The organism is Candidatus Blochmanniella pennsylvanica str. BPEN, from assembly GCF_000011745.1.
GTDB lineage: Bacteria > Pseudomonadota > Gammaproteobacteria > Enterobacterales > Enterobacteriaceae > Blochmanniella > Blochmanniella pennsylvanica.
Window position 1 is genome coordinate 44,226 of the sequence record NC_007292.1, and the last position, 22,077, is coordinate 66,302.

At 27.3% G+C, this 22,077-nt stretch carries 17 protein-coding genes, 1 tRNA gene and 1 other RNA gene; 11 read left to right on the top strand and 8 right to left on the bottom strand.

The window, feature by feature from the left end; all coding sequences use genetic code 11:
• Positions 1–1,512 carry a leucyl aminopeptidase gene (locus tag BPEN_RS00175; protein ID WP_011282590.1) on the bottom strand — a complete coding sequence of 504 codons (1,512 nt, stop codon included), beginning with the start codon at positions 1,510–1,512 and terminating at the stop codon, positions 1–3.
• 245 nt (positions 1,513–1,757) lie between these two features.
• Here BPEN_RS00175 and lptF point away from each other — a divergent pair, with 245 nt between their 5' ends.
• Both lptF and lptG read left to right on the top strand, forming a co-directional pair.
• The gene (gene lptF / locus BPEN_RS00180) at positions 1,758–2,879 is read left to right on the top strand and encodes an LPS export ABC transporter permease LptF (protein WP_011282591.1); all 1,122 of its coding nucleotides are present in this window, start codon (positions 1,758–1,760) and stop codon (positions 2,877–2,879) included.
• A gap of 5 nt (positions 2,880–2,884) precedes the next feature.
• Complete coding sequence (gene lptG, locus BPEN_RS00185; protein WP_011282592.1) at positions 2,885–3,958, top strand: LPS export ABC transporter permease LptG; 1,074 nt, start codon at positions 2,885–2,887, stop codon at positions 3,956–3,958.
• A gap of 33 nt (positions 3,959–3,991) precedes the next feature.
• On the opposite strand, the gene BPEN_RS00190 is transcribed toward lptG, so the two are convergent.
• Entirely contained in the window at positions 3,992–4,891 is a 900-nt protein-coding gene (locus BPEN_RS00190; protein ID WP_011282593.1) for a LysR family transcriptional regulator, read from the bottom strand.
• A 463-nt stretch (positions 4,892–5,354) separates the two neighbouring features.
• Here BPEN_RS00190 and BPEN_RS00195 point away from each other — a divergent pair.
• The 3 genes from BPEN_RS00195 (at position 5,355) to BPEN_RS00205 (ending at position 7,522) form a co-directional block, all read left to right on the top strand.
• A tRNA-Leu gene (locus BPEN_RS00195) sits at positions 5,355–5,437 on the top strand.
• A 486-nt stretch (positions 5,438–5,923) separates the two neighbouring features.
• Positions 5,924–6,571, top strand: coding sequence for a metal ABC transporter ATP-binding protein (locus BPEN_RS00200; RefSeq protein ID WP_011282595.1), 648 nt, complete (start codon positions 5,924–5,926; stop codon positions 6,569–6,571).
• Between the two features lie 90 nt (positions 6,572–6,661).
• Positions 6,662–7,522, top strand: coding sequence for a metal ABC transporter permease (locus BPEN_RS00205; protein WP_011282596.1), 861 nt, complete (start codon positions 6,662–6,664; stop codon positions 7,520–7,522).
• Positions 7,523–8,280: 758 nt separating this feature from the next.
• Here the strand turns inward: BPEN_RS00205 and lptB are convergent.
• The 3 genes from lptB to lptC are packed head-to-tail and all read right to left on the bottom strand — an operon-like array spanning position 8,281 to position 10,156.
• On the bottom strand, positions 8,281–9,006 hold the full coding sequence (lptB, locus tag BPEN_RS00210) for an LPS export ABC transporter ATP-binding protein (RefSeq protein WP_011282597.1): 726 nt from the start codon (positions 9,004–9,006) through the stop codon (positions 8,281–8,283).
• Positions 9,007–9,051: 45 nt separating this feature from the next.
• Positions 9,052–9,561, bottom strand: a complete 510-nt coding sequence (gene lptA / locus BPEN_RS00215; RefSeq protein ID WP_011282598.1) for a lipopolysaccharide transport periplasmic protein LptA — start codon at positions 9,559–9,561, stop codon at positions 9,052–9,054.
• Complete coding sequence (gene lptC, locus BPEN_RS00220) at positions 9,539–10,156, bottom strand: LPS export ABC transporter periplasmic protein LptC (RefSeq protein ID WP_011282599.1); 618 nt, start codon at positions 10,154–10,156, stop codon at positions 9,539–9,541. Before lptC ends, lptA begins: the two co-directional genes overlap by 23 nt.
• A 2,583-nt stretch (positions 10,157–12,739) precedes the next feature.
• On the opposite strand from lptC, the gene BPEN_RS00225 reads away from it, so the two are divergent.
• Together BPEN_RS00225 and murA are read left to right on the top strand one after the other, a co-directional pair.
• Positions 12,740–12,997 (top strand): BolA family protein, encoded by a 258-nt coding sequence (locus BPEN_RS00225; RefSeq protein ID WP_041567528.1) that lies wholly within the window; start codon positions 12,740–12,742, stop codon positions 12,995–12,997.
• Between the two features lie 49 nt (positions 12,998–13,046).
• Positions 13,047–14,312: a UDP-N-acetylglucosamine 1-carboxyvinyltransferase gene (gene murA / locus BPEN_RS00230; protein ID WP_011282601.1), complete on the top strand. Its 1,266-nt coding sequence runs from the start codon at positions 13,047–13,049 to the stop codon at positions 14,310–14,312.
• A 288-nt stretch (positions 14,313–14,600) separates the two neighbouring features.
• Here murA and BPEN_RS00235 read toward each other — a convergent pair whose 3' ends face one another.
• The gene (locus tag BPEN_RS00235) at positions 14,601–15,974 is read right to left on the bottom strand and encodes a Do family serine endopeptidase (RefSeq protein WP_011282602.1); all 1,374 of its coding nucleotides are present in this window, start codon (positions 15,972–15,974) and stop codon (positions 14,601–14,603) included.
• Between the two features lie 226 nt (positions 15,975–16,200).
• Entirely contained in the window at positions 16,201–16,599 is a 399-nt protein-coding gene (locus BPEN_RS00240) for a YhcB family protein (RefSeq protein WP_011282603.1), read from the bottom strand.
• 529 nt (positions 16,600–17,128) lie between these two features.
• On the opposite strand from BPEN_RS00240, the gene rplM reads away from it, so the two are divergent.
• Positions 17,129–17,563, top strand: a complete 435-nt coding sequence (rplM, locus tag BPEN_RS00245) for a 50S ribosomal protein L13 (protein WP_011282604.1) — start codon at positions 17,129–17,131, stop codon at positions 17,561–17,563.
• A gap of 27 nt (positions 17,564–17,590) precedes the next feature.
• Positions 17,591–17,989: a 30S ribosomal protein S9 gene (gene rpsI, locus BPEN_RS00250; RefSeq protein ID WP_011282605.1), complete on the top strand. Its 399-nt coding sequence runs from the start codon at positions 17,591–17,593 to the stop codon at positions 17,987–17,989.
• A 1,494-nt stretch (positions 17,990–19,483) separates the two neighbouring features.
• Here rpsI and dolP read toward each other — a convergent pair.
• On the bottom strand, positions 19,484–20,074 hold the full coding sequence (dolP, locus tag BPEN_RS00255; RefSeq protein WP_011282606.1) for a division/outer membrane stress-associated lipid-binding lipoprotein: 591 nt from the start codon (positions 20,072–20,074) through the stop codon (positions 19,484–19,486).
• 580 nt (positions 20,075–20,654) lie between these two features.
• On the opposite strand from dolP, the gene rsmI reads away from it, so the two are divergent.
• A complete protein-coding gene (gene rsmI, locus BPEN_RS00260) occupies positions 20,655–21,539 on the top strand; it encodes a 16S rRNA (cytidine(1402)-2'-O)-methyltransferase (protein WP_041567529.1) in 885 nt (294 codons plus the stop codon).
• A gap of 36 nt (positions 21,540–21,575) precedes the next feature.
• Positions 21,576–21,978, top strand: an RNA gene (gene rnpB, locus BPEN_RS03280) — RNase P RNA component class A.
• Positions 21,979–22,077 lie beyond the last annotated feature (99 nt).

A 22,077-nucleotide genomic window follows, 5' to 3' on the forward strand; every position in this document is an offset into this window, starting at 1 on the left:
TTAAATTTTATGGGATGATCTATTAATCAGATATTGTGATAAAAGCGCAACGGGTCGACCTGTTGCGCTTTTATCACAATAATCAGATATCCATGCTGTTCCAGCAATATCTAAATGGGCCCAACGATATTTATAGGCAAACTGATGAAGAAAACATCCGGCTGTAATAGCGCCACCAGGTCTACCTCCAACATTTGTCATATCCGCACATGTAGATTTTAATTGTTTTTGGAACACTTCGTCTAATGGTAATTTCCAAACATAATCTTTAGATTGTTGTCCAGCCAGAATTAGTTCGTCGGCTAAATTTTTGTTGTTAGACATTAAACCGCTAAAATGATGTCCTAAAGCGATAACACAAGCTCCAGTTAATGTAGCTATATCTATTACAACATCTGGTTTATAACGTTCTGCATATGTCAATGCATCACATAGAACCAAACGACCTTCAGCATCGGTGTTTAATACCTCCACTGTTTTTCCAGATAAAGTAGTCAGGATATCACCTGGACGAAATGAAGTATGACTTATCATATTTTCACAAATAGCAAGTATTCCGATAATATTTAATGGTAAATCTAGTTCTATGGCTATACGCATAATTGCATATACTACGGCAGCTCCGCACATATCATATTTCATTTCGTCCATTTTATTTGATTCTTTGATAGAAATTCCACCAGAATCAAAGGTCAAACCTTTTCCTATAAGTACAATGGGAGGAACATTAGCCCCTTCAGGATGCCCTCTGTATTTAATTATAGGCATTGTGGGAGCATAATTAGACCCTTTTCCTACCGCTAAATAAGCATTCATACCTAATTTTTTCATTTCTAAAGCATTGATTATATTTATTGTGACGTTATCACAATTAGATAATTCATTTACTTGATTTACAAAGTAATCAGGAGTACAAAAATTAGGAGGCATATTTCCTAGGTCTTTAGCTATTTTTATTCCATGAACGATAGATAATCCATCTCTAATAGATTTTTTACAACATCCTAATTCATTTTCATTAGGTATATGTAATATTATTTCATTTAGTGATTTATTCAGTGTAGTTTTTTTGCTATTTTTAAATTTATTAAAAACATACAACTCTTCATTAACGATTTCCATGGTTTGTCTTATTTTCCAATAATTATCGTATCCTTTTATATTTAATTCACTTAAAAAAAGTAATATTTTAATTATAGGTATCTCTTTACATAAGATTGTTATTTTTCGAATTAATTTTCTATAACAATTTTCATCAAAATCAGATTTTTTACCGCACCCAACTAATAAAATTTGTCTATTATGTAAATGAGGAACATCGTATAATAAGAGCGTTTGTGCGACTTTTCCGTGTAACGCGCCACGACGCAACAATGAACTGATGTATCCTTTGCTTACGTCATCAATTTTTTTTGTTGAAGGAAATAAATTTAATTCTTCAAATGTACCAGTAATTATGCAACTATCAGGATATAATTCTTGATGCCCGCTAGTAACGCTAAATTTTATCATAATATTTCCTGTATATAAATATGTCAAATGACATACTCAAAAAATAAATCAGTCACAATATTTACAATTTTTATATTTTATATAAAACATTGAAATACATCAGGGTGAGATTGTGTTGTGTTTATAACGTAATGAATAATTTTCTTACATTATAAAAAACGAATATGTATCATTTTTTAATACCACAATCTGTTATTATTACGATACTTATTTTTTATTTAAAAACAAGTTTTTTAGGTAAAATAATGATATTTACCAAATATATATTGAAAGAAATATTTAGAAATCAGTTAATCATTCTAACATTATTATTTTTAGTGTGTTTTTGTCAAAAATTGATCAAAATGTTGAGTTTGGTGATAGATAGTGGTATTTCAATATATTTGATTTTTCTATGTCTTGGATTAAATATGCCAGAATCAGGAAAATTACTTATTCCCTTTAGCGTATTTTTGAGCGTTTTAGTAACGTTTTATCGATTACATGCTCATAATGAAATTATAGCTATGTATTCTTGTGCCGTAGATAAATACATTTTTATAAGAAGTATATTTTTTTTTAGTGGGATCGTTGCTACATGCACTATGATTAATATCTCGTGGTTATCTCCTTATTGTTCAAGTTATCAAAGTAAATTACTGTATAAAATTAAGGAAAACATTAATTTAGTTATTTTGTCAGAAAAAAAATTTCAACCATTGGCTACTAAATATTTAATTTTATTTTCGGATAGCATTCAGGGAAATAAATTAAAAAATGTGTTTTTGTCAAAAACAAATCCAGATAAAGATAACAGTATGTTTATAATTATTACTTCAGATCAAGGCAGTGTTTGTAGAAATCCTGATGGCTCCCGATTAATTATTTTAAAAAAAGGTACATATTATGAAATTTATAATAAATGTGAGTTGTGCCAGGATGTGCTTATTACTGATTTTTCTCAGTATCAAATGTTAATCAATAGTACTATTAAAACATTTTATGAAAAAAATGAATCTGTTGATCATATGTTTATGCATCAGTTATGGCGTTCTAATAAATCAGAGATGCGTGCAGAGTTACATTGGCGTTTAACTTTATTAGTATCTATTTTTCTTATGCCAATGATCACAACGTTATTAATTACTGTTGTTTCGTATAATTATTTAATAAATTTATTGGTAACTGTTTTTTTATATATAATTTTTTTTATTTTTCATATTTTATTACGTTCCTGTGTTCTTTTAGATAACATAAATCCTATAGTATGGATGTGGGTTATTAATAGTATTTATCTATCGATAGTTTTATTGCTTAATTCATGGGATACTTCTTATATAAAAAAATTAGTTTTAATAATGTGTTATCGTTATCATATAAAAACATAGTGTATATGTACAACATTTTAAATTATTACATTGTAAAAACGGTAATATCAAGTACAACAACGGTTTTTTTAGTGTTATTATCTTTATCTAGTGTAATTAAATTAATTGATGAATTGCGTAAGATAGGAGAAGGAAATCATTCTTTTTTTGACGTTATTATTTACATGATTTTAAGTTTGCCAAAAGATTTTGAATTATTTTTTCCCATAGCTACTTTATTAGGTGGGCTTTTAGGTTTGTGCATGCTTGAAGTACATAATGAATTTATAGCAATGCAGATTTCTGGATTTAGCAGGTTACAGATCACTTTATCAGTCATAAAAGCTTCTGTTCCTGTATTATTATGCAGTATCATTTCTAATGAATGGATAGTGCCTAATAGCGAAAAAATAATGTGCATGTATCGTAATCAATCACAACATGATGCTTCTTTACTTTCTATAAAGATTAAAAATCTGTGGTTCATAGATAAGAATGATTTTGTTTGTGTTGAAAATGTAATAGCCTATAATGAATTGTTAGGAGTAAAGCTATATAATTTTAACGAAGAAAGAAAGCTAAAAAAGATATGTTATATCGAACGGGCAGTGTTTGTTGATAAAGTATGGCATTTGATTAATGTAAATGAATTGGATATTTCTCAAAAAACATCCGTTGTTAATAAAAACATACCACATTCTAAATGGAATGCTGAATTAACCCCATATAGATTATCCATGATGATTACTCATCCAAATTTTTTATCTATCTCTAAATTATATCATTGCGCTAAATATTTTAATAGGATTGGGCAAAATTCTAAATATTATCAAGTGATTTTTTGGAAGAAAATATTATCCCCTATCTCTGGATCCGTTATGACCATAATGGCATTAGCGTTTACTTTTGGCCCATTATATAAAAAAAAGATAGGTATTAGATTATTCGTAGGAAGTATAGCGGGGTTTTTATTTTATATTTTAAATCAAATATTTGGAATATTAAGTGCTATACACAGTGTTTCTCCAATAATTGGATCAATATCACCCAGTATAATATTTTTGGTAATTAGTGTTATTATTATGCGGATATATTCATAATTTTGTGAACATAAAAATTTTTAATAAATTTTATTATACTATACTAGTTAAAAATATTTTTTTAGTAAATTCTCGTAGCCATTTATGAGCGGAAGAGCGGTTGTGTTTAGAATGCCATGCTTGAATAATGCTTTTTTTTCCTAAATTTAAATCAGTATTAAAATGTGTGATTGGTATATTTAATTTTTGTATCATTGTTAATATAAATTCTGGTATTATCGCTAGTGCATCTGAATGAATTATAGCGTTTACAGTAGTGATATATTCTGGGGTAATACCAATTAAGTTACGCTCCGACCAAAAATATTTACTATGTTCATCGGAGTTGGTTAAATACTCATGTTTGGTTTTAATGAATTGATATTTTAATAAATTATCCATATTTTTAGTTTGAGACAAAATAGGATGATGATTCCGAGATATTATACAACATTTGGATACGTAGATAGTTCGAATAGTTATTTCTGGGTTAAGTGCGCGCATTTCTCCTATATATAAATCTATGGTATGGTTTCTTAAAAAATTATCATCGTAGTCTGAGTCATTTACTAAATGAATAAATGCTTTGGGAGCTTTATCTTTCATTTTTTGAAATAAGATGGTATTAAGGATAAAAAGAATAGCGTTGTTCGATGCAATAGTAAATGATATAGTGGTAATTTTAGGTTCAAATACTATGTTGTTGTTGAATATTGATTCAATACGGTTCACTAATTCTTTAATATTTTCTTTTAGAGAGATTGCTTTAGGCGTAGGGATTAATTTAGTTCCACTACGTACTAAAATTTGATCATTAAATAGAATGCGTATTTTGTTGAGAGATTTACTAATAGCTGGAGCAGTGACATTTAATTTTTTTGCCGCTAAGTTTACGCTATACTCTTCGAGTAGTGCATTGAGAATTATTAGTAAATTGAAATCAAAATTATTCATATAATAAATTTTTATGTAATATTTATTTTACCCTGTATTATAATGTATAAATATACAAGAGTAAAATATATTAAATGTATTTAAGAATAATATGCTCGTCAATCACAGATATAATCGAGCACACGATACGATTGTATTTTTATAAGCATAAGCAGTGTCAGTGATGATATGGTTGATATAAGTAAAAATTATTACATTATTATAATGTAGCCCATTAAATGTGTATTTAGCAATTGTTTATGTTGCTACGATGACATATTTGTAGATGGTTTTGTAAATATTTTTAATATTTTTTAAAATGATACCTTGTTAAAAAATTGTATTATGTTTACAAATCTAATGTTTAAATTGAATGATTGTGAAGAAATTGATTCTGTATATTGAATTCTTTTGAAAAATTTGGTAAATTTTAGTGGCTGCATAGTTTTATATCAGATGGATTTGTTAGATATGTTCGTGTTTTGCCGAAGTGGCGAAATAGGTAGACGCAATTGACTCAAAATCAATCACCTTAATGGCGTGCCGGTTCGAGTCCGGCCTTCGGCAGTATTATATCAGTATCAAGTAATTATAAAAAATAATCCTAGATGAACAAGTATTGAATTTTAATTTTTTATTTTGAAATTATAGTAATCACGTTGTGTCTGTTGTGACAAAAATGTCATATGTTTATAAAGTAAGTTTTATTTTAATTAAAATCTAATAATTTTAGTAACAATGTAAATTGTAGCATAAAAAATCTAGAATATTTATATGAATTTATTAAAGTTAAAAGGATTATATGTTGATTTGTCTTTTTAGTGACAAAAAAGTAGTTGGTTTTTGTTTCATGTATGTTATGTTATAACATAACTAAATTATTAAGGAAATTTATCGTTGTCGTATCACTCTAAACAACGTTTGTCTATTGGTATGAAATTGTTTCTTACTTCAGGTTTGATTCGTATGCTCATAGTACTGGTTGTATTGTTATGCTCATGGGCTGCCATTCTTTGGTCCTCTTTGTTGCCATGAATAATACAATTTAAAACTATGATGACATTATATAACTTAATAGCGGGTTACTGTGGTCGCAATGTTAGTCCATCTGTAAGTGGTCGAATCAAGTATGGTAGCATGATTGCTATTATAGGACCCAATGGAATAGGAAAATCTACTTTATTAAAAACATTAGCTGGGTTGTTGCCTCCAGTTTCCGGTCGATTGGAATTTGGAAAAAAAGGTAGACCTCGTATGGGTTATTTACCTCAAAACAGAAATATAGATCCCTATTTTCCATTAACTGTATTCGACGTAGTATCTATGGGTTGTTGGCCGAGAATAAATTTATTAAAAAGACTGAATCAACATCAAAGAGCAGTAATTTGGCGTGCTTTAGGTCAGGTAAAATTGTTAAATGTATTAAATCAATATATAGAAACTTTATCAGGAGGGCAAGTGCAACGTATGTTATTTGCTAGAATATTGGCTCAGCAAGCATCATTAATTTTACTTGATGAGCCATTTCAAGGAATTGATATAAATACTTGTAAAATAATGATACGTGCTGTAAATCTATTGTGTAGACGTGGATGCACTGTGATTGCTGCGTTACATAATAATAATGAATTCATAACTGAATATTTTCCTAATACATTGTTGTTAACTTGTTCTCGTAGTATTTGGAATTCATCCATATAAATGCGAAAAATTTAATTTTATGGTATTGTGAACTGATTATATACATCCATGTATATGGGAATATTTATTTCGGGGAAAGAAAAGGTTTTTATGATGATTCATATGTTATTTGATCCTTTTATTAATTGCGGATATATGCGAAGAGCTATAGTTGCTTGTTGTGTATTATCTATCAGTATAACGCCAATAGGTAGTTTTTTAATGTTGAGGCGTATGAGTTTAGTGGGAGATGTGTTATCTCATGCTATATTACCGGGCGTAGCGATAGGGTATTTTTTTTCAGGAATGTCATTTATGATAATGAGTATAGGAGGATTTATTTCTGGTTTAATGGTTGCAATATTATCTACTTGGATTAGCGAAAAAACATTGTTGCAACAAGATGCTAGTTTTGCTGGACTCTATCTTGGATCTTTGGCATTTGGAGTTGTATTGATGTCGTTACATGGTCCTAATGTGGATTTGTTGGATTTGTTATTTGGATCTATTTTATCTGTAAATTTATTAAATTTAGAATGTATTGGGATCATTAGTACTATAACTTTACTTACTATCGCATTATTTTACAGAGCTTTAATTATTGAAACATTTGACCCAGATTTTTTAAGAGATAACAATATTGAAGTATCGAGATGTATTCAAATATTTTTTTTATCAATAGTTATGTTAAATTTAGTAGCGAGTTTTCAAGTAACTGGTACTTTAATGTCTGTTGGTTTAATGATGTTACCTGGGTTATCAGCTCGGTGTTGGGTTAAGAGTTTAATGCATATGTTATTGTTATCGGTATTTATTGCTTTTTTTTGCTCGTGGATAGGGTTGATTGGATCATTTTATATGTTTTTGCCTGCAGGGCCTACTATAGTGTTATGTGGTAGTATAATTTTTTTAATTTCAGTGTTGTTTGGCAGGAATAGAGGTATTTTATTTTTTGTTATATACAAAAAATAAAATTTTTTTCGTGTTTATTTAATTAAATTTTTTCTTATATCTAACGAGGAATTCAGTGTGTTTTCAAGATATAATTTTAGATATAAATGATTGGATTATATAATAATGCCGTGTATAATATATCTTAACATTAATCCGTATATGTTATGTTAATAACAGCAATATATCTTGATTGTCGTTTAAATAGATATCTGGAAGGTCTAAATAAATTTGAATATTGATTCAAGAGGGTTCAGGGTAATATGAAAAATAATTAGTTTTGGGTGCAATTAGAATAATTGTAAGATATAAATAAGAATAAATTATTAAAATAATTTATTAGAAATATAGCTGATAATATTCTTCATATCTTGCTATTTATATTTGTAAAAAAAATAACTATTCTAGTTAAAGTAGTGCTAATTTATTAAAAATATAAATGTATTTCATATTTAAAATATCATCAATTTATAATTGTTTTTCTTGATTACTATATTTAGTATAGTATCCCCGTTTAAAAATTGCTTCTAGGTTCTAATTATCTAGTTGATAATGCATATATTTTATTATATGGTACATAAAGTATCTGTTATTAGTTATTTCATATTTACTTTAATTTAGAGTGTTAAATTTGATTATTTATAGATTAATTTACATGATATTTGTAATATGTATATTACAAATTATTTTTTAAATTATTCGGTGTGGTTTTTGAGTTTTAAATTGTTAAAATTGTTTGGTTAAATTATTTTATATATAAATACGATTTATATCGTGTCTTATAGCTTAAATATATCTCCCAAGTATACTTGTTGTACGTGTTTGTTATTTAATATTTCATTAGGAGATCCATGAGCAATTGATTGTCCTTGATTAACTATATATGCTCGCTCACATATACGCAATGTTTCTCTTACATTATGATCGGTTATTAGTACTCCAAGTTTTCGGGTTTTAAGTTGTTTAATAATTTTTTGTATATCTGTTATTGAAATTGGATCGACTCCAGAAAATGGCTCGTCAAGTAATATAAATTTAGGATTAGCAGCCAATGCTCGTGCAATTTCTACACGTTTTCGTTCTCCTCCAGACAATGTCTGTCCAATATTATTTTTTAAATGACTAATATGAAAATTATTCATTAATTCTATAATAAGCTTATTACGTTTTTTTGTATTAAGATTACGTTGAGTTTGTAATATAGCCATTAAATTGTCAAATACAGTTAATCGACGAAAAATCGAGCTTTCTTGAGGCAAGTAGCCAATCCCTAATCGAGCTCTACGATAGATTGGTAACGTGCTAATATCTTTTTCGCCAATTAAAATACTACCGGAATTGTGTTGAACAATTCCTAATATCATATAAAATGTCGTAGTTTTTCCTGATCCGTTTGGGCCTAATAATCCAACAATTTCTCCAGAAGTTATGTATAAGCTTATATTTTTAACTACATATCGTCCTTTATAAATTTTAGATAGATTTTTTATAGTCAGTGTTGTCATAAAATTAAACTATAACTAATTATATAGTGTCTGTTAAATATGTTTTTAGATGGATTTTTTTGATAAAATTGTTATAACTTTATTTCCTTGGTTGGAAATGGCTTTTATTTGTTTGTTTTTTATTGAGTATATGATCTTATCACTTTGTATAGAATTTCCTGATTGTTTTATATAAGCATTACCAATTAGAGTAATAGTGTCATCGCTGGTATTGTAATGTATTATCGATGATTGAGCAAATATCATATTTCCCATTTTTTGTGTTTGATTTAAAGTAACAGGATTTCCGTGTGCTTCTATCATGGATAGATGATGTGTATCTTCTGTATGAGAGATTAATATTTTATCTGCGTAAAGATCAATGTTTTTATATTTAAGCATAACTCGATCTGTAAAGATTATTGTATTAGTCAACATATTAATTGATTGACATTCAGAATATATTTGAAGTATTTGTGATTTTTTGTATGCTAAAGCATGAGAATATGTAAACGCTAAAAGTATATTGATATAAGTAAGTATTATTTTGTATTTACCATATGCGTTGGATTTCATAACAAGTTTGTACGTTATCAATTAATTTTGCCGTTTGTGTATGTAAATTGGCATGTATTTTCATCCCAATAGAATAAAAATAATGACCATGTATAATTACTTTTTTGTTTGAAATAATATCTTGAGTTATTAAGTTAATTATCGCTTGATTTGTAATAATGGATTGAAAGTATCTATTATGTATTAAATTATTGATATATACATATCCGTATAAGTGTAGTGTTGTTTTGTAACTTAGTTTAGCTTGATTTGCTGTAATTTTCCATGTTGGGATATTTTTGTCATCAAAAGCTATAATGCTAGGACATGTAAACAAAGTAATTCTTTGATTTGAAAAATGTTGAATGCGGTGCGCTGTCAATTTAAATTTCAGTTGTCCTGTTTTACTATATACGTTAATCGTTACATCGGTGCCTTGATGAGTGCATATATCATTCCGAGTTAATGGGTGTAATGATGCATTAAACATAATTAATGATTTTTTTATAATAAAAGATAGCAAGATTATTATCAATACGAATAAAATTGAAATAAAAGTGTATTTTTTATTTTTTTTCAGTGATTTTGAAATATAAAACATTATGTGGGATCTCATATTTAATGATTGTAATTTAATATTTTTTATTTTTAAACGACAAAAGATATTCTTGGAGAGATGGTTATGATTTAATATTATTGTTACGATTGTTGGTTTTAACTTTTTTTTGCATGAAATACATATTAAAATAACTAGATATTTAAGATATATAATATTAAATATTTTTAGATTGTCTTTTACAAGACAATGCATAAGAAAATTGTATTAAGATATAAATTATAAATATAGTTGTTAATACTTCATATTAATATTGTTGGCATATTATATTATATAATTTTTTTGTTTCTGTGATATACAGATTTGCGGGATATTGTGTATTTTCAAACCTTTATCTATAACAAGATCGCGTATGTTAAGTAGCATTGCTAAGTCGTGTAAATAGTATTCATTATATATGAATATATTCAATGTGAGCAATTGTTAGTTAATTAATGAATTTTAATGTAAAAAACACAATTACTGTTGATTTACATAAATTTGCAATTATTTAATAAGTAATTAAATAAAACACCTAAATTTATTTTTTAAATAGATTTTAATGATGAAAATCATAATGCATATCATATATGTATTTATATACAGAAAATAGATTCTTAATTTTTGATATATATTTGTAATGAAGTATTATGCGTATTTTAGAAAAATAACTTGTGTCATAAAAATAATTATGTTTTTAGGTGAAAATATGGAGCAATCAGGAATATTTTATCATTAAAATATATGATGTATAATCTTTATAAAAGATTAATTTAGTATCATTCTTAATGATTATTTATGTTAAAGATTTGTTGTTATTTATTCGTTAATATGGTAGACAGAGTGTCTGTGATCACTTAATGAGTTTTTAATGTTTCAGTAAAAATATTAAATAAATTATATATTATAACTTATTACATTAATCGGATGTGTATATTTTAATTTTTTATTTTTATAGAAAAATATTATTCTTAAAATTAAATTGTTATTTATGATGATAAATATAGTTAGAATATAGAGTATAAATAATTAAAATAATAGATTATTAATAATAGATGGAATGATTGACAGTTGCTTTATAAATAAAGATATAAGCGTTAAGTGATTTTTTGAAAATAAGTATTAGAGTGTATTTAAATAAAAAGTGTTATTATGATTTTTAAAAATTAAAAAAGAAGAATTTGATTTTTAATAAAGTTAAAAATTGAAAATTGGAAGGTATTTGAACTTTATAAGAAAATTTTCATTTAAGAATATTTAACTATAGGTATTAAATTACATTTACGCTAGAATTAGATTATCCAATATTATTTATTGATCGATAGTGATGATTCAAGAATTATTAAAATTTTTGTTAAATTGTTATTTATTTTTGATGATATTAATAATTAAAAATATGTATAACCTAAAATGGTTAAAGATATCATCTATCCATGATAGATAGTGTGAGAAATTATTAATTATAGTTGTTGATTGATTGTATGTAGTGTATATAAAAATGTAAGTAAAGTGCTATTTATTTGATGTTTATTGAACGGATGCATTACAACATTTAGTGTGATTTTAGTATTAATATGTGAATATTGTTTCATCATTAAAAGTTATTAAGATATAGTTGACATTAGTTTAAATTAGCGACTAATAATATTAATGTGAATTAAATAATCATTGATATGTACATTAGGGTTGTATGAATTACAATAGTAAATAATATCAATTATAATTTTATTACTCTTTAAAGTTTTAGTATTGAAGTTATAAGAATATGTGTATTTGTATTGAGCAATTACAAATAAAATAGACTTTATATTTATAATAAATAAAAAATAATTTTTAATTGTATAGATGCTGCTTATGATCAATATCTCTCTCTTTAAAGGGAGATGATAACTCTGTACCAGTTAATTATATGATAGATTATATAAATAATCAATTTTTATTTTTATTATAAATGAATATAATTGTCCTGATTAAAAGGGATTATAATTGATTTTGATATATTAAGTATATGTTTTTTGTATATAATATTATTATTGAATTAATAATTAAAATAAAACTTTTTCAATATAGAACATTACAGCTTATAGATACAATAATATATATTTTAACAAGAATAGTTATTTATAGTATTTATGCCAAAAAATAGAATTAGATCTTATTTATTTTTCATATTTGGATAAATATTTTAGCAGCAAATACTGATATTGTAGGAATGAGATATATAATTATTTTGATTTATAGTTGAAAGGATATTGTTATATGTTTTTATTTCTTAGAAATATAGAGTTTTTCATATTTATGCATATTAATATAATTATATAAAAATATTCTATTTAATAACGGAAAGTATTGATATTTTTTGATTATTTTGTGAATATTTTATATTGTAATTTATTTCTTAGAAAAAGTGAGAATAGCAACTAATTAATTAAGTTATATTAGTTATTTTAGTTTAAATCATGCATTATTTAAATGCATAATGAAATATAAATGATTGATATTTTGAAATAAAAACAACAATAGAATAATAATTCTATGGCATAAAAATATGAGAACATAATTCTGCGTTTTGCTGTTATTATAATTATTCAAATGGTGGACATTATGGACGTGGATGATATTAAAAGTATTTTATTAAAAAATTTGGTATTAGATGAAGCATATGTCTCTTTATATAAGGATAATTATCAAATTATTGCTGTAAGTCATATTTTTTATGATGGTATGACTGAATTAGAACGGCATAAAATTATATATGCTCCTCTTATGAAGTATATATTAAATAATGAAATTCATTCAATATCTATTCAAGCATTTAATCCTCAGGAATGGAACAAAAAGCGTGGATTATGCGGGGTGTGAAGTAATTTTTAAATTAATATGAATTAATTATAATGATTGATATTAGGTCATGACAGTGGATAGATTTTATATTCATGGTCCTACTCCTTTAAGTGGTGAAGTGAATATATCAGGTGCTAAAAATTCTGCATTACCAATTTTGTTTGCTACGTTATTAACTGAGGAACCGGTAGAAATTTTTAATGTGCCTAAATTAAAAGATATTGATGTTACTATAAAATTATTAACACAACTTGGAGCAAAAGTGGATCATTGCGATGTAGTTTTTGTAGATACTAGTAGTGTTAATACGTGCTGTGCATCCTATGATCTAGTTAAATCCATGCGTGCTTCCATTTGGGCATTAGGACCATTAGTAGCACGGTTTGGAGAAGGTAAAATTTGGCTACCTGGAGGATGTTCAATTGGGAAAAGATTAGTAGATTTACATGTTAATGGTTTGGAGCAGTTGGGGGCAACAATTATCTTAGAAGAAGAGTATGTTACAGCTTCTGTGAATGGACGATTACATGGTGCTCATATTATCATGGATAAAATCAGTGTTGGAGCTACGGTTACTATCATGAGTGCTGCTGCATTAGCAGAGGGAGTTACTATCATTGATAATGCTGCTCGCGAACCAGAGATTGTTGATACTGCTAATTTTCTTATTATGTTAGGAACTAATATTAACGGAGCTGGAAGCAATAGAATTACTATCGAAGGGGCTCAAAAATTAGGAGGGGGAAAGTATTCAATTATGCCAGATCGCATTGAAACTGGTACCTTTTTAGTTGCTGCCGCTGTTTCACGTACAAATGTAGTATGTTTGGGGTCTCGTCCGGATACGTTGCGTTTTGTGATAAAAAAATTACGTGAATCTGGTGCTGATATTAATATGGGTAAAGATTGGATCGGTTTGAACATGCATGGGAAAAGACCTAAAGCTGTTACTGTATGCACGAAGCCGTATCCAGGGTTTCCTACTGATATGCAAGCACAGTTTACTTTATTAAATATAGTCTCCAAAGGAAAGGGAAAAATTATAGAGACTATATTTGAAAATAGGTTTATGCACGTACCAGAGCTTGTTCGTATGGGAGCTCGTATTAAAATATTAAACAATATGATTGTTTGTCATGGTGTTGATTCATTAATTGGTACTCAAGTTATGGCAACGGACTTGCGGGCTTCTGCAAGCTTAGTATTGGCTGGTTGTATTGCTGAAGGCTTGACGATAGTGGATTGTGTATATCATATTGATCGAGGATATGATCATATTGAAAAAAAGTTAAGAAATATGGGAGCTCATATAAAACGGGTTACTAATAAATAGTCTTGTTATCAGGTGTGTAACAATTTTTAATTTCGATGATTTTTAGTGATATTATTAGAAGATATATTTCTGAGTTAATTAATATTATCCCAAATAATCACAATTTATTTTAATATGTATTAAAATACGATTTATAATAATTTTTAAAATATTAATTAGAATTATTCGTATATTTATGATATTTAATTTTTAATGTGTTGAAATATCAATTTCAATTGATATGGCTTCATGAAGTATAGGTTTATTATCATTTTTTTAGTTGTGATGTTGTTTAAAATAGAGTCAAAATTAACGAAGTAGTAAGAATATATTTGTATCTCCACGCATAATATTAAGTGCTATAACTGATGGTTTTTCATTTAAAATTTTACGTAATTGAGATAAATTGTGTACTTTCGTACGATTCAGTCCAACAATTATGTCGCCTTTTTGTAGGCCAATAGAGTAAGCTGGAGAATCTTTCACTACGTCTTCAACCTGCACTCCTTTTGTTCCATCCTTTAAATATCCATTACTTAGAGAAGCTCCTTGTAATGCTGGGGTTAACATTTCCTCGCTGGTACTCACAGAGGTACTATCATCTAATAAAACTGATACTGTTTGAATTTTCCCATCTCGTAATAATCCTAGTTTTATAATTTTACCTGGAGTAGTAGTACCAATTTTCACCCTTAGTTCTGCAAAATTTTTTATTGGTTTTCCTTCTATGGATACAATAATATCCCCCGCTTTAATATTTGCTTTAGCGGCTGCAGTACCTGGTAGCACCTCGCTGACAAATGCACCACGCTGCGCATCGATATTAAGTGCTTTAGCGATATCAGCGGTCAATTCTGTGCCTTTTATTCCTAATTGACCTCTTTTTACTTCTCCAAATTCAATTAATTGTTGGCTTAAATTTTTCACAATGTTGCTAGGAATAGCAAAACCAATGCCAATATTTCCTCCTCCAGGCGCTAAAATAGCAGTATTAATTCCAATTAATTCTCCATGTAAGTTTACTAGTGCCCCTCCAGAATTTCCTCTATTTATGGAGGCATCAGTTTGTATAAAATTTTCTAATCCTTCAAGGTTTAAACCACTTCTTCCCAATGCTGATATAATACCAGAAGTTGCTGTTTGACCTAATCCAAAGGGGTTGCCAATCGCAACAGCAAAATCACCAACTTTCAAAATATCAGAATCAGCCATTTTTATTTCAGAGAGATTTTTAAATTTTAATAATTGAAGTAATGCTAAGTCAGTTTGTTCATCATGTCCTACTAGTTTAGCGTCAAATTCGCGACCATCGTTAAGTTGTATTTTAATTTTATCTGCACCATTGACAACATGGTTATTGGTAATAATGTAGCCTTTATTAGCGTTAATAATCACTCCAGATCCTAGTCCTTCGAATGGTCTAGATCCAAAATTTCCTCCAGGGATATCTGGTCCAAAAAAATATTTAAATTCTTTAGGCAATGTAAGTCTTCTCGCAGGTTGAATACCTTCAACATGTACACTTACTACTGCTGGCAGTACTGTATCTAACATGGGAGCTAAACTCGGTAAGAGTCCCGATATTTCTGTAGAAAATGTTGTGTGATTTATAGAAGATTCAGCATATGAAATTCCCAATGTGAATAATATACTTAATATTTTTAGGAAATGTGTTATCTTCATAGGTAATTAATTTAATTAGTTATATTATATAAAGAATAATATTGTTTTAAAAATGTTCATAGAGTCTTAATTACTAAAATTCGAATTTCTATTTTATTTTTGGTAATTTTTAACGTCCACAATAGATTTAGACAGATGAATTACCTATATTGCATATTATTATACTATGTGCATAGTATAATAAGAAATCGAATAATTTATATAAACTAATAAAAGTTTCCTTATATTATTCATTATCATGATTTTTTATTGTATTTTCCGTATTACTGGAATAATCTAACGGCGCTGCTATTGGTAATTGTTCGTTTTTTATAGTTGTTTTTTTTGTATTAAATGCGTGTATATCATCTTGTATATGTGTATTTGGTAAAAAAAAATTAGCGCTTTTTTTGACGTTATGAGATAAGTGACGGTAATCATCTTCTATTTTGTTTAATAATTTTATAGTGTAAATAAAGTGATTACTTAATTCCTTTTGGTATTCATTTAGTTTAACTTTTTTATCTTGTAATTCATTATATAAAGTTTTTTGATTATGTAGTAAATAGCGTGCTTTATAATACATTATAAATGCTCCTATAATAATTCCAATTATTAAGCTTACTAATATACATATCCATATCATGATAATACTCCTAAATTATTTTATTTATGTGTTCATTTTTGTATGTTAACTGATTGATATATAATTTTTGCATATGTTGATATGTTATCGGTATAATAGTTCAAGTGGTAAGTATCCAATTATCTATTAGCTACGACGTACGTTGTATAGTATAATTTTATTCTACTTAATTTTCTTTATCAATAAGTATTCGTATAGAATGCTATGAAGTAAGTAAATAGATAGAGGTTTTAGTAATATTCTTTTAAAATAAATATTTGAATAATTTTAAAAATGAAATGATGCTAAAACGTCTCTTAATTATATCAATTATTTGCTTTAATTGATATATATATATTTTAGAACAAAAATATTGTATGAAGTAAATACTAACGTATACTTGTTTTAGGTTCAAAGATGTTGGAGACATTTGATTTTAATAGCAGCACGCTGTGCCTTACAGCAATCAGGTATCTTATTTTTATATTTATTAATTACTTCATATTTAGTTAATATGATTGAATTTTTATATTGAGTTGGGTTTATCTTTATGAAAACTTTTATGGCAAAATCACATGTAATTAAGAAAACATGGTATATTATTGATGCTAAGCATAAGATACTTGGTCGTTTATCTACCGTGATTTCTAGATATTTAATTGGTAAGCATAAAATAGAATATGCTCCTCATGTCGACATTGGAGATTATGTTATTGTTTTAAATGCAAAAGAGGTATCTGTAAGTGGCCATAAACGTGATGATAAAATATATTATCATCATACTGGATATATTGGAGGTATTAAGCAATTAAATTTTAAAAGGATGATAAATAGATATCCTGAAAAGGTGATTGAAATTGCAGTAAAGGGTATGTTACCTAAAGGCCCCTTAGGGCGCATGATGTATTGTAGACTTAGAGTGTATTCAGGAAATGTACATGCGCATGCTGCTCAAGAACCTCAATTTATAGATATAGATTGTTAATGAATAAAAAGAGATGGAAAATAAAGTATGAATTTAAATCAATATTATGGTACTGGACGAAGAAAAACTGCTTCTGCTCGTGTGTTTATTAAGTCTGGGATAAGTAATGGAAGAGTTATTATAAATAAACGTACATTAGATCAATATTTTCCTAGAAACAATACACAGTCAATCATTATTAGGCCTTTGAAAATTACTAATTTATTAGATAAATTAGATATATATATTACTGTAAAAGGAGGAGGTATATCTGGTCAGGCTGGAGCGATATGTCATGGCATGACACGTGCATTATTGCAGTATGACGAGAAGTTACGGGGTGTATTGCGATCAGTTGGGTTAGTTACTAGGGACTCTAGAGAAGTAGAAAGAAAAAAGGTGGGTTTACGTAAAGCACGCAGGCGGCCTCAGTTTTCTAAGCGTTAATACTTTTATTGTAATATATGTATTAATTGGTATTATCTCAACAATTATATATAAAATTATTATCAAGAATAAAAAATTATAGTAAGTATTAGATGTAATTAATCGACAGGTGTGATTGATAATTAAATTGAATATATGCAATTTCAGCGTATTGGGCAAGTGTTGATTATAATTGGTAGATGTGTATTTCTTAGAGAAGATTAGAAATCTATTTTTATTTTTTATTTATTACTTTTAGGATTGTAGATCGCATTTAAAGATAGGCATAATATCCGAGATTTAACTAACTACTTTTATAATTAAACACGAAAAAATAAAAATCTCGTCCAAAAAAGTGGTTAGTTAAATCTCGGATATTATGCTTTTTGATGTTTATTTGAGAATAATTTTAAACGATTAGTAACAAGAGTATGTTTATCACAGGAGATAACCATCCTTTGTTATGATTATAATTGTTGTTTTATATATAATTTTTATTATTTGAGTATATTATATAATTTATAATGGTTTTCGTTTTAATAGTGGATGCATAGTAATCATGTGATTTTAATTGATACAACAAGTAACTATTGTTCTGTTCATACAGATGAAATTATTTTTGATATAACAGTATACGATGTTTTTTAGTGAAAATTAGAATTAGTTTAATTTAAATGTAAGGAGAAAACATATTCTTATCATAAAAGATGTGATTTACATAATTTATGGAGGAATCTCAATAATCTCGCTTATATTTATTTAATTGATGTATAGGGTGATGTTATTACCATTTTTAATGGTATTGTTAATTTTTGTTTAATTAATTAGATGAATTTTATTCATCTAATATGGGTTTATGTATTTGTTACCGTCGATTATATAGTAGCTGTATGTAAGTATTGTATTAATTGATATTTAGGCAGTGAGAGTTTATCCATAGTGCATTGTTTTAACTATTATTAGTTTAATAAATTTAATAAGTGTATCCTTATTCCATAAGGACATTATTTTTTTTGTAAATTAGATATTTTATTATATTTTTTAAAATGTATTCTTCTTAAGAATTGATTATGGGTGTAAATGAAAGCACAATATAAAATTCAAAAGATTTAAAGCTTATCGGTAAGAGTATCGTTATGTTGTATATTTGTAAGTGCATTTAAAATAAAGCAAACTTATAGATGTGTAAATTAAGTATATTAATTAATTTTTTTGTGTAGTATGTGCTTCAATTAAGGTCATTTTATAATTTTATCTCTGAGTCTTAGCGAACAATAGCCATTATTAAATATAGTAGGAATTAAAATGTTATTTTAGTATGTAGTATTGAATGGGAATAAAGTAAAAGGTGGCTAAAAATTAGGTTTAAAACGAATCTCTAATAAGAATATCATGAGAATAAATGTTTTTTAATAATGTTTGTGAGCGTTATCTATGTGTAGGCTCATGTAAAAAGTTTTAAGGATGTGATAGTAGAAGATAGTATAATGTATGATCTGATAATTACGCTAAATTTTAAGAAGTATAGGAAAAAGCAGTAAATACATTTTTTACTCCGTCTATTGCATGTGCTATTTTTTCGGCGCATTTACTTTCTTCATGAGTAACTTGTCCCAAAAGAAATACTTCTTTGTTCTCTGTAATTATTTTAATATTGGAGGCATGTATATTACTTTTTATAAAAAAATTTAAGCGTATTTGAGTACTAATCCAAATATCTGTAAGAATAGATTGTATGCATATTGGTTTATCTTGACGAATTGCATTATAAATGTTTTTTGTTCCATTAATTTTCATTACTGTTTTTATAGCTTCTTCAGCGCAAGACATAGAATGAGTTTGTCCAGTCAATAACACATTGCCTTGGTATACAGCGTTTTTTATTCTTGTTGATTTTTTAATGTGTTTGTTTTTTTTAAGAGCATAAGCAATATGATTTTCTAAGATATTATCATCTAATTGCGTGCCTATAGTACGAGGATCATTCCATGCTGTAGTTATAAATGCTGCAGTCCCAATAGCTAACATACCTGAACAACAAGCTTGTAACATTAATATAGAAAATAAAATTAATAATGCCTGTGATATATGACATGAAGTATTCATGTGCACGCATTCACGTATTCGAAACCGAAAAATATAATACTAATGTTGGTTTTTATTAGATTGATGAGTAGACTTATTTTAAATACACTATTTTGAGATGTAAAGCTAGCAATAGTAATTATGTCATAGATATAGTATAATATAATCATTAAAGTATATATAAAAGTTATAATATATTTTTAAAATTTATTTTAAATATTTAATCATATTTACAATTTGTTTTTAGAGTATACCACATGAATAGAGGATTTTGTTGAAAAATTATGTTATAATTAAAAATTGTTGTTATTTAATGTTGTCAAATACATTAAAAGTATATTTTGAGAGCTGCACACTAGAAATATATTAGAATTTTTTAAAAAAATAAGATTAATTCATTAAATTTAATATTATTTATCCGCATATTTGTAGTGCAATTTAATTGCAATAGATAATGGGTTGAGTTATTTGTATTTTTATAAAAATTCCGTATTAGAATGATAAATTAGTATGTTGAAGTTTTAATAAAGAATGTGCAAATATTTTTTGTTTATTTGATAAGTATGAGATCTATTGTAGTAGATATTGATATGTGAAGAATATGCTGCCATCAATACCCAATTTTGTATCTGCGTTGTATATAGTGCCGACTCCTATTGGAAATTTACAAGACATTACGTATCGGGCTTTATCAGTGTTACGTCAAGTAGACTGTATTGCAGCAGAGGATACACGTCGTACTCGTATATTGTTAGATTTTTTTTCTATTCATACATCTTTATATATATTACATCAGCACAATGAATACAAAAGAATACCAATGTTAATCTCAAAACTACAAAGAGGATTGAGTATCGCTTTGGTTTCCGATGCGGGTACTCCATTGATTAATGATCCAGGATATTGTTTAGTGCAATCTTGTCAGAAATTAAAAATTCGAGTTATTCCTTTGCCTGGTCCATGTGCTGCTATTACTGCATTGTGTGGATCTGGTTTACCATCGGATCGTTTTTGTTTTGAAGGATTTTTACCACATAAACATAAATTACGCATAGATCGTTTACGAGATTTATCAGAAGAATCACGTACATTAATTTTTTATGATGTAAAACATCGTATAATAGATACTTTAAAAGACATGGTTAGTGTTTTTGGGTTAGATCGTTATGTTGTGTTAGCTCGAGAATTAACTAAAATATGGGAATCTATTTATGGGGCTCCTGTTGGTCAATTATTATCTTGGGTACAAAAAGATCATTTCCGGATTCAAGGTGAAATAGTTTTAGTTGTAGCAGGAAATTGTTTGAAAAAGAATGAATTGTCTCCAAAAATACTTCGGGTCATGCGATTATTAGCATCTGAATTACCTGTAAAAAGAGCTGCAATTTTAGCAGGATATATATATGGTGTGCAAAAGAATATGCTTTATAAGCAGTATATAGATGAAAAATTAAATAAAATTAATGGATTAGATGTTATTGATTGATGACATAGTATAGAAAGAATGGTTATAATATTTTGAGGAGTTAACTAGACAATCGCTGCTTTTTTGTGTTTACAAGTGATTATATAGTTGTTGTAATTACAAATGAAGGGGAGGAAAGTCCGGGCTCCAAAGGGCAGAGTGCCAGGTAACACCTGGGGGATATTAATCTACGACAAGTGCAACAGAAAGAAAACCGCCGATAATTATTTATAATATGTTATAGAATAATATGGGTAAGGGTGAAAAGGCGTGGTAAGAGCACACCATCCGAATTGGTAACAATTCGCGTTATGTAAACTCCACTCGGAGCAAGGCTAAATAGAAGTTCAACAGTATGGTCCGTACTGAACTTGGGTAAGCTGCTGAAACTAGTGTGTGAATGCTAGTTTAGATGAATGATTGTCCGAGACAGAACCCGGCTTATCGGTTAACTCCTTTTAAAAAATTTTGAATATAGTCATCGTGTATGCTGTTGTTATTATTTCATAATGCAGGATATTTTTAGTATTGTATATTTAAATAATGTTTCTTCAGGAAA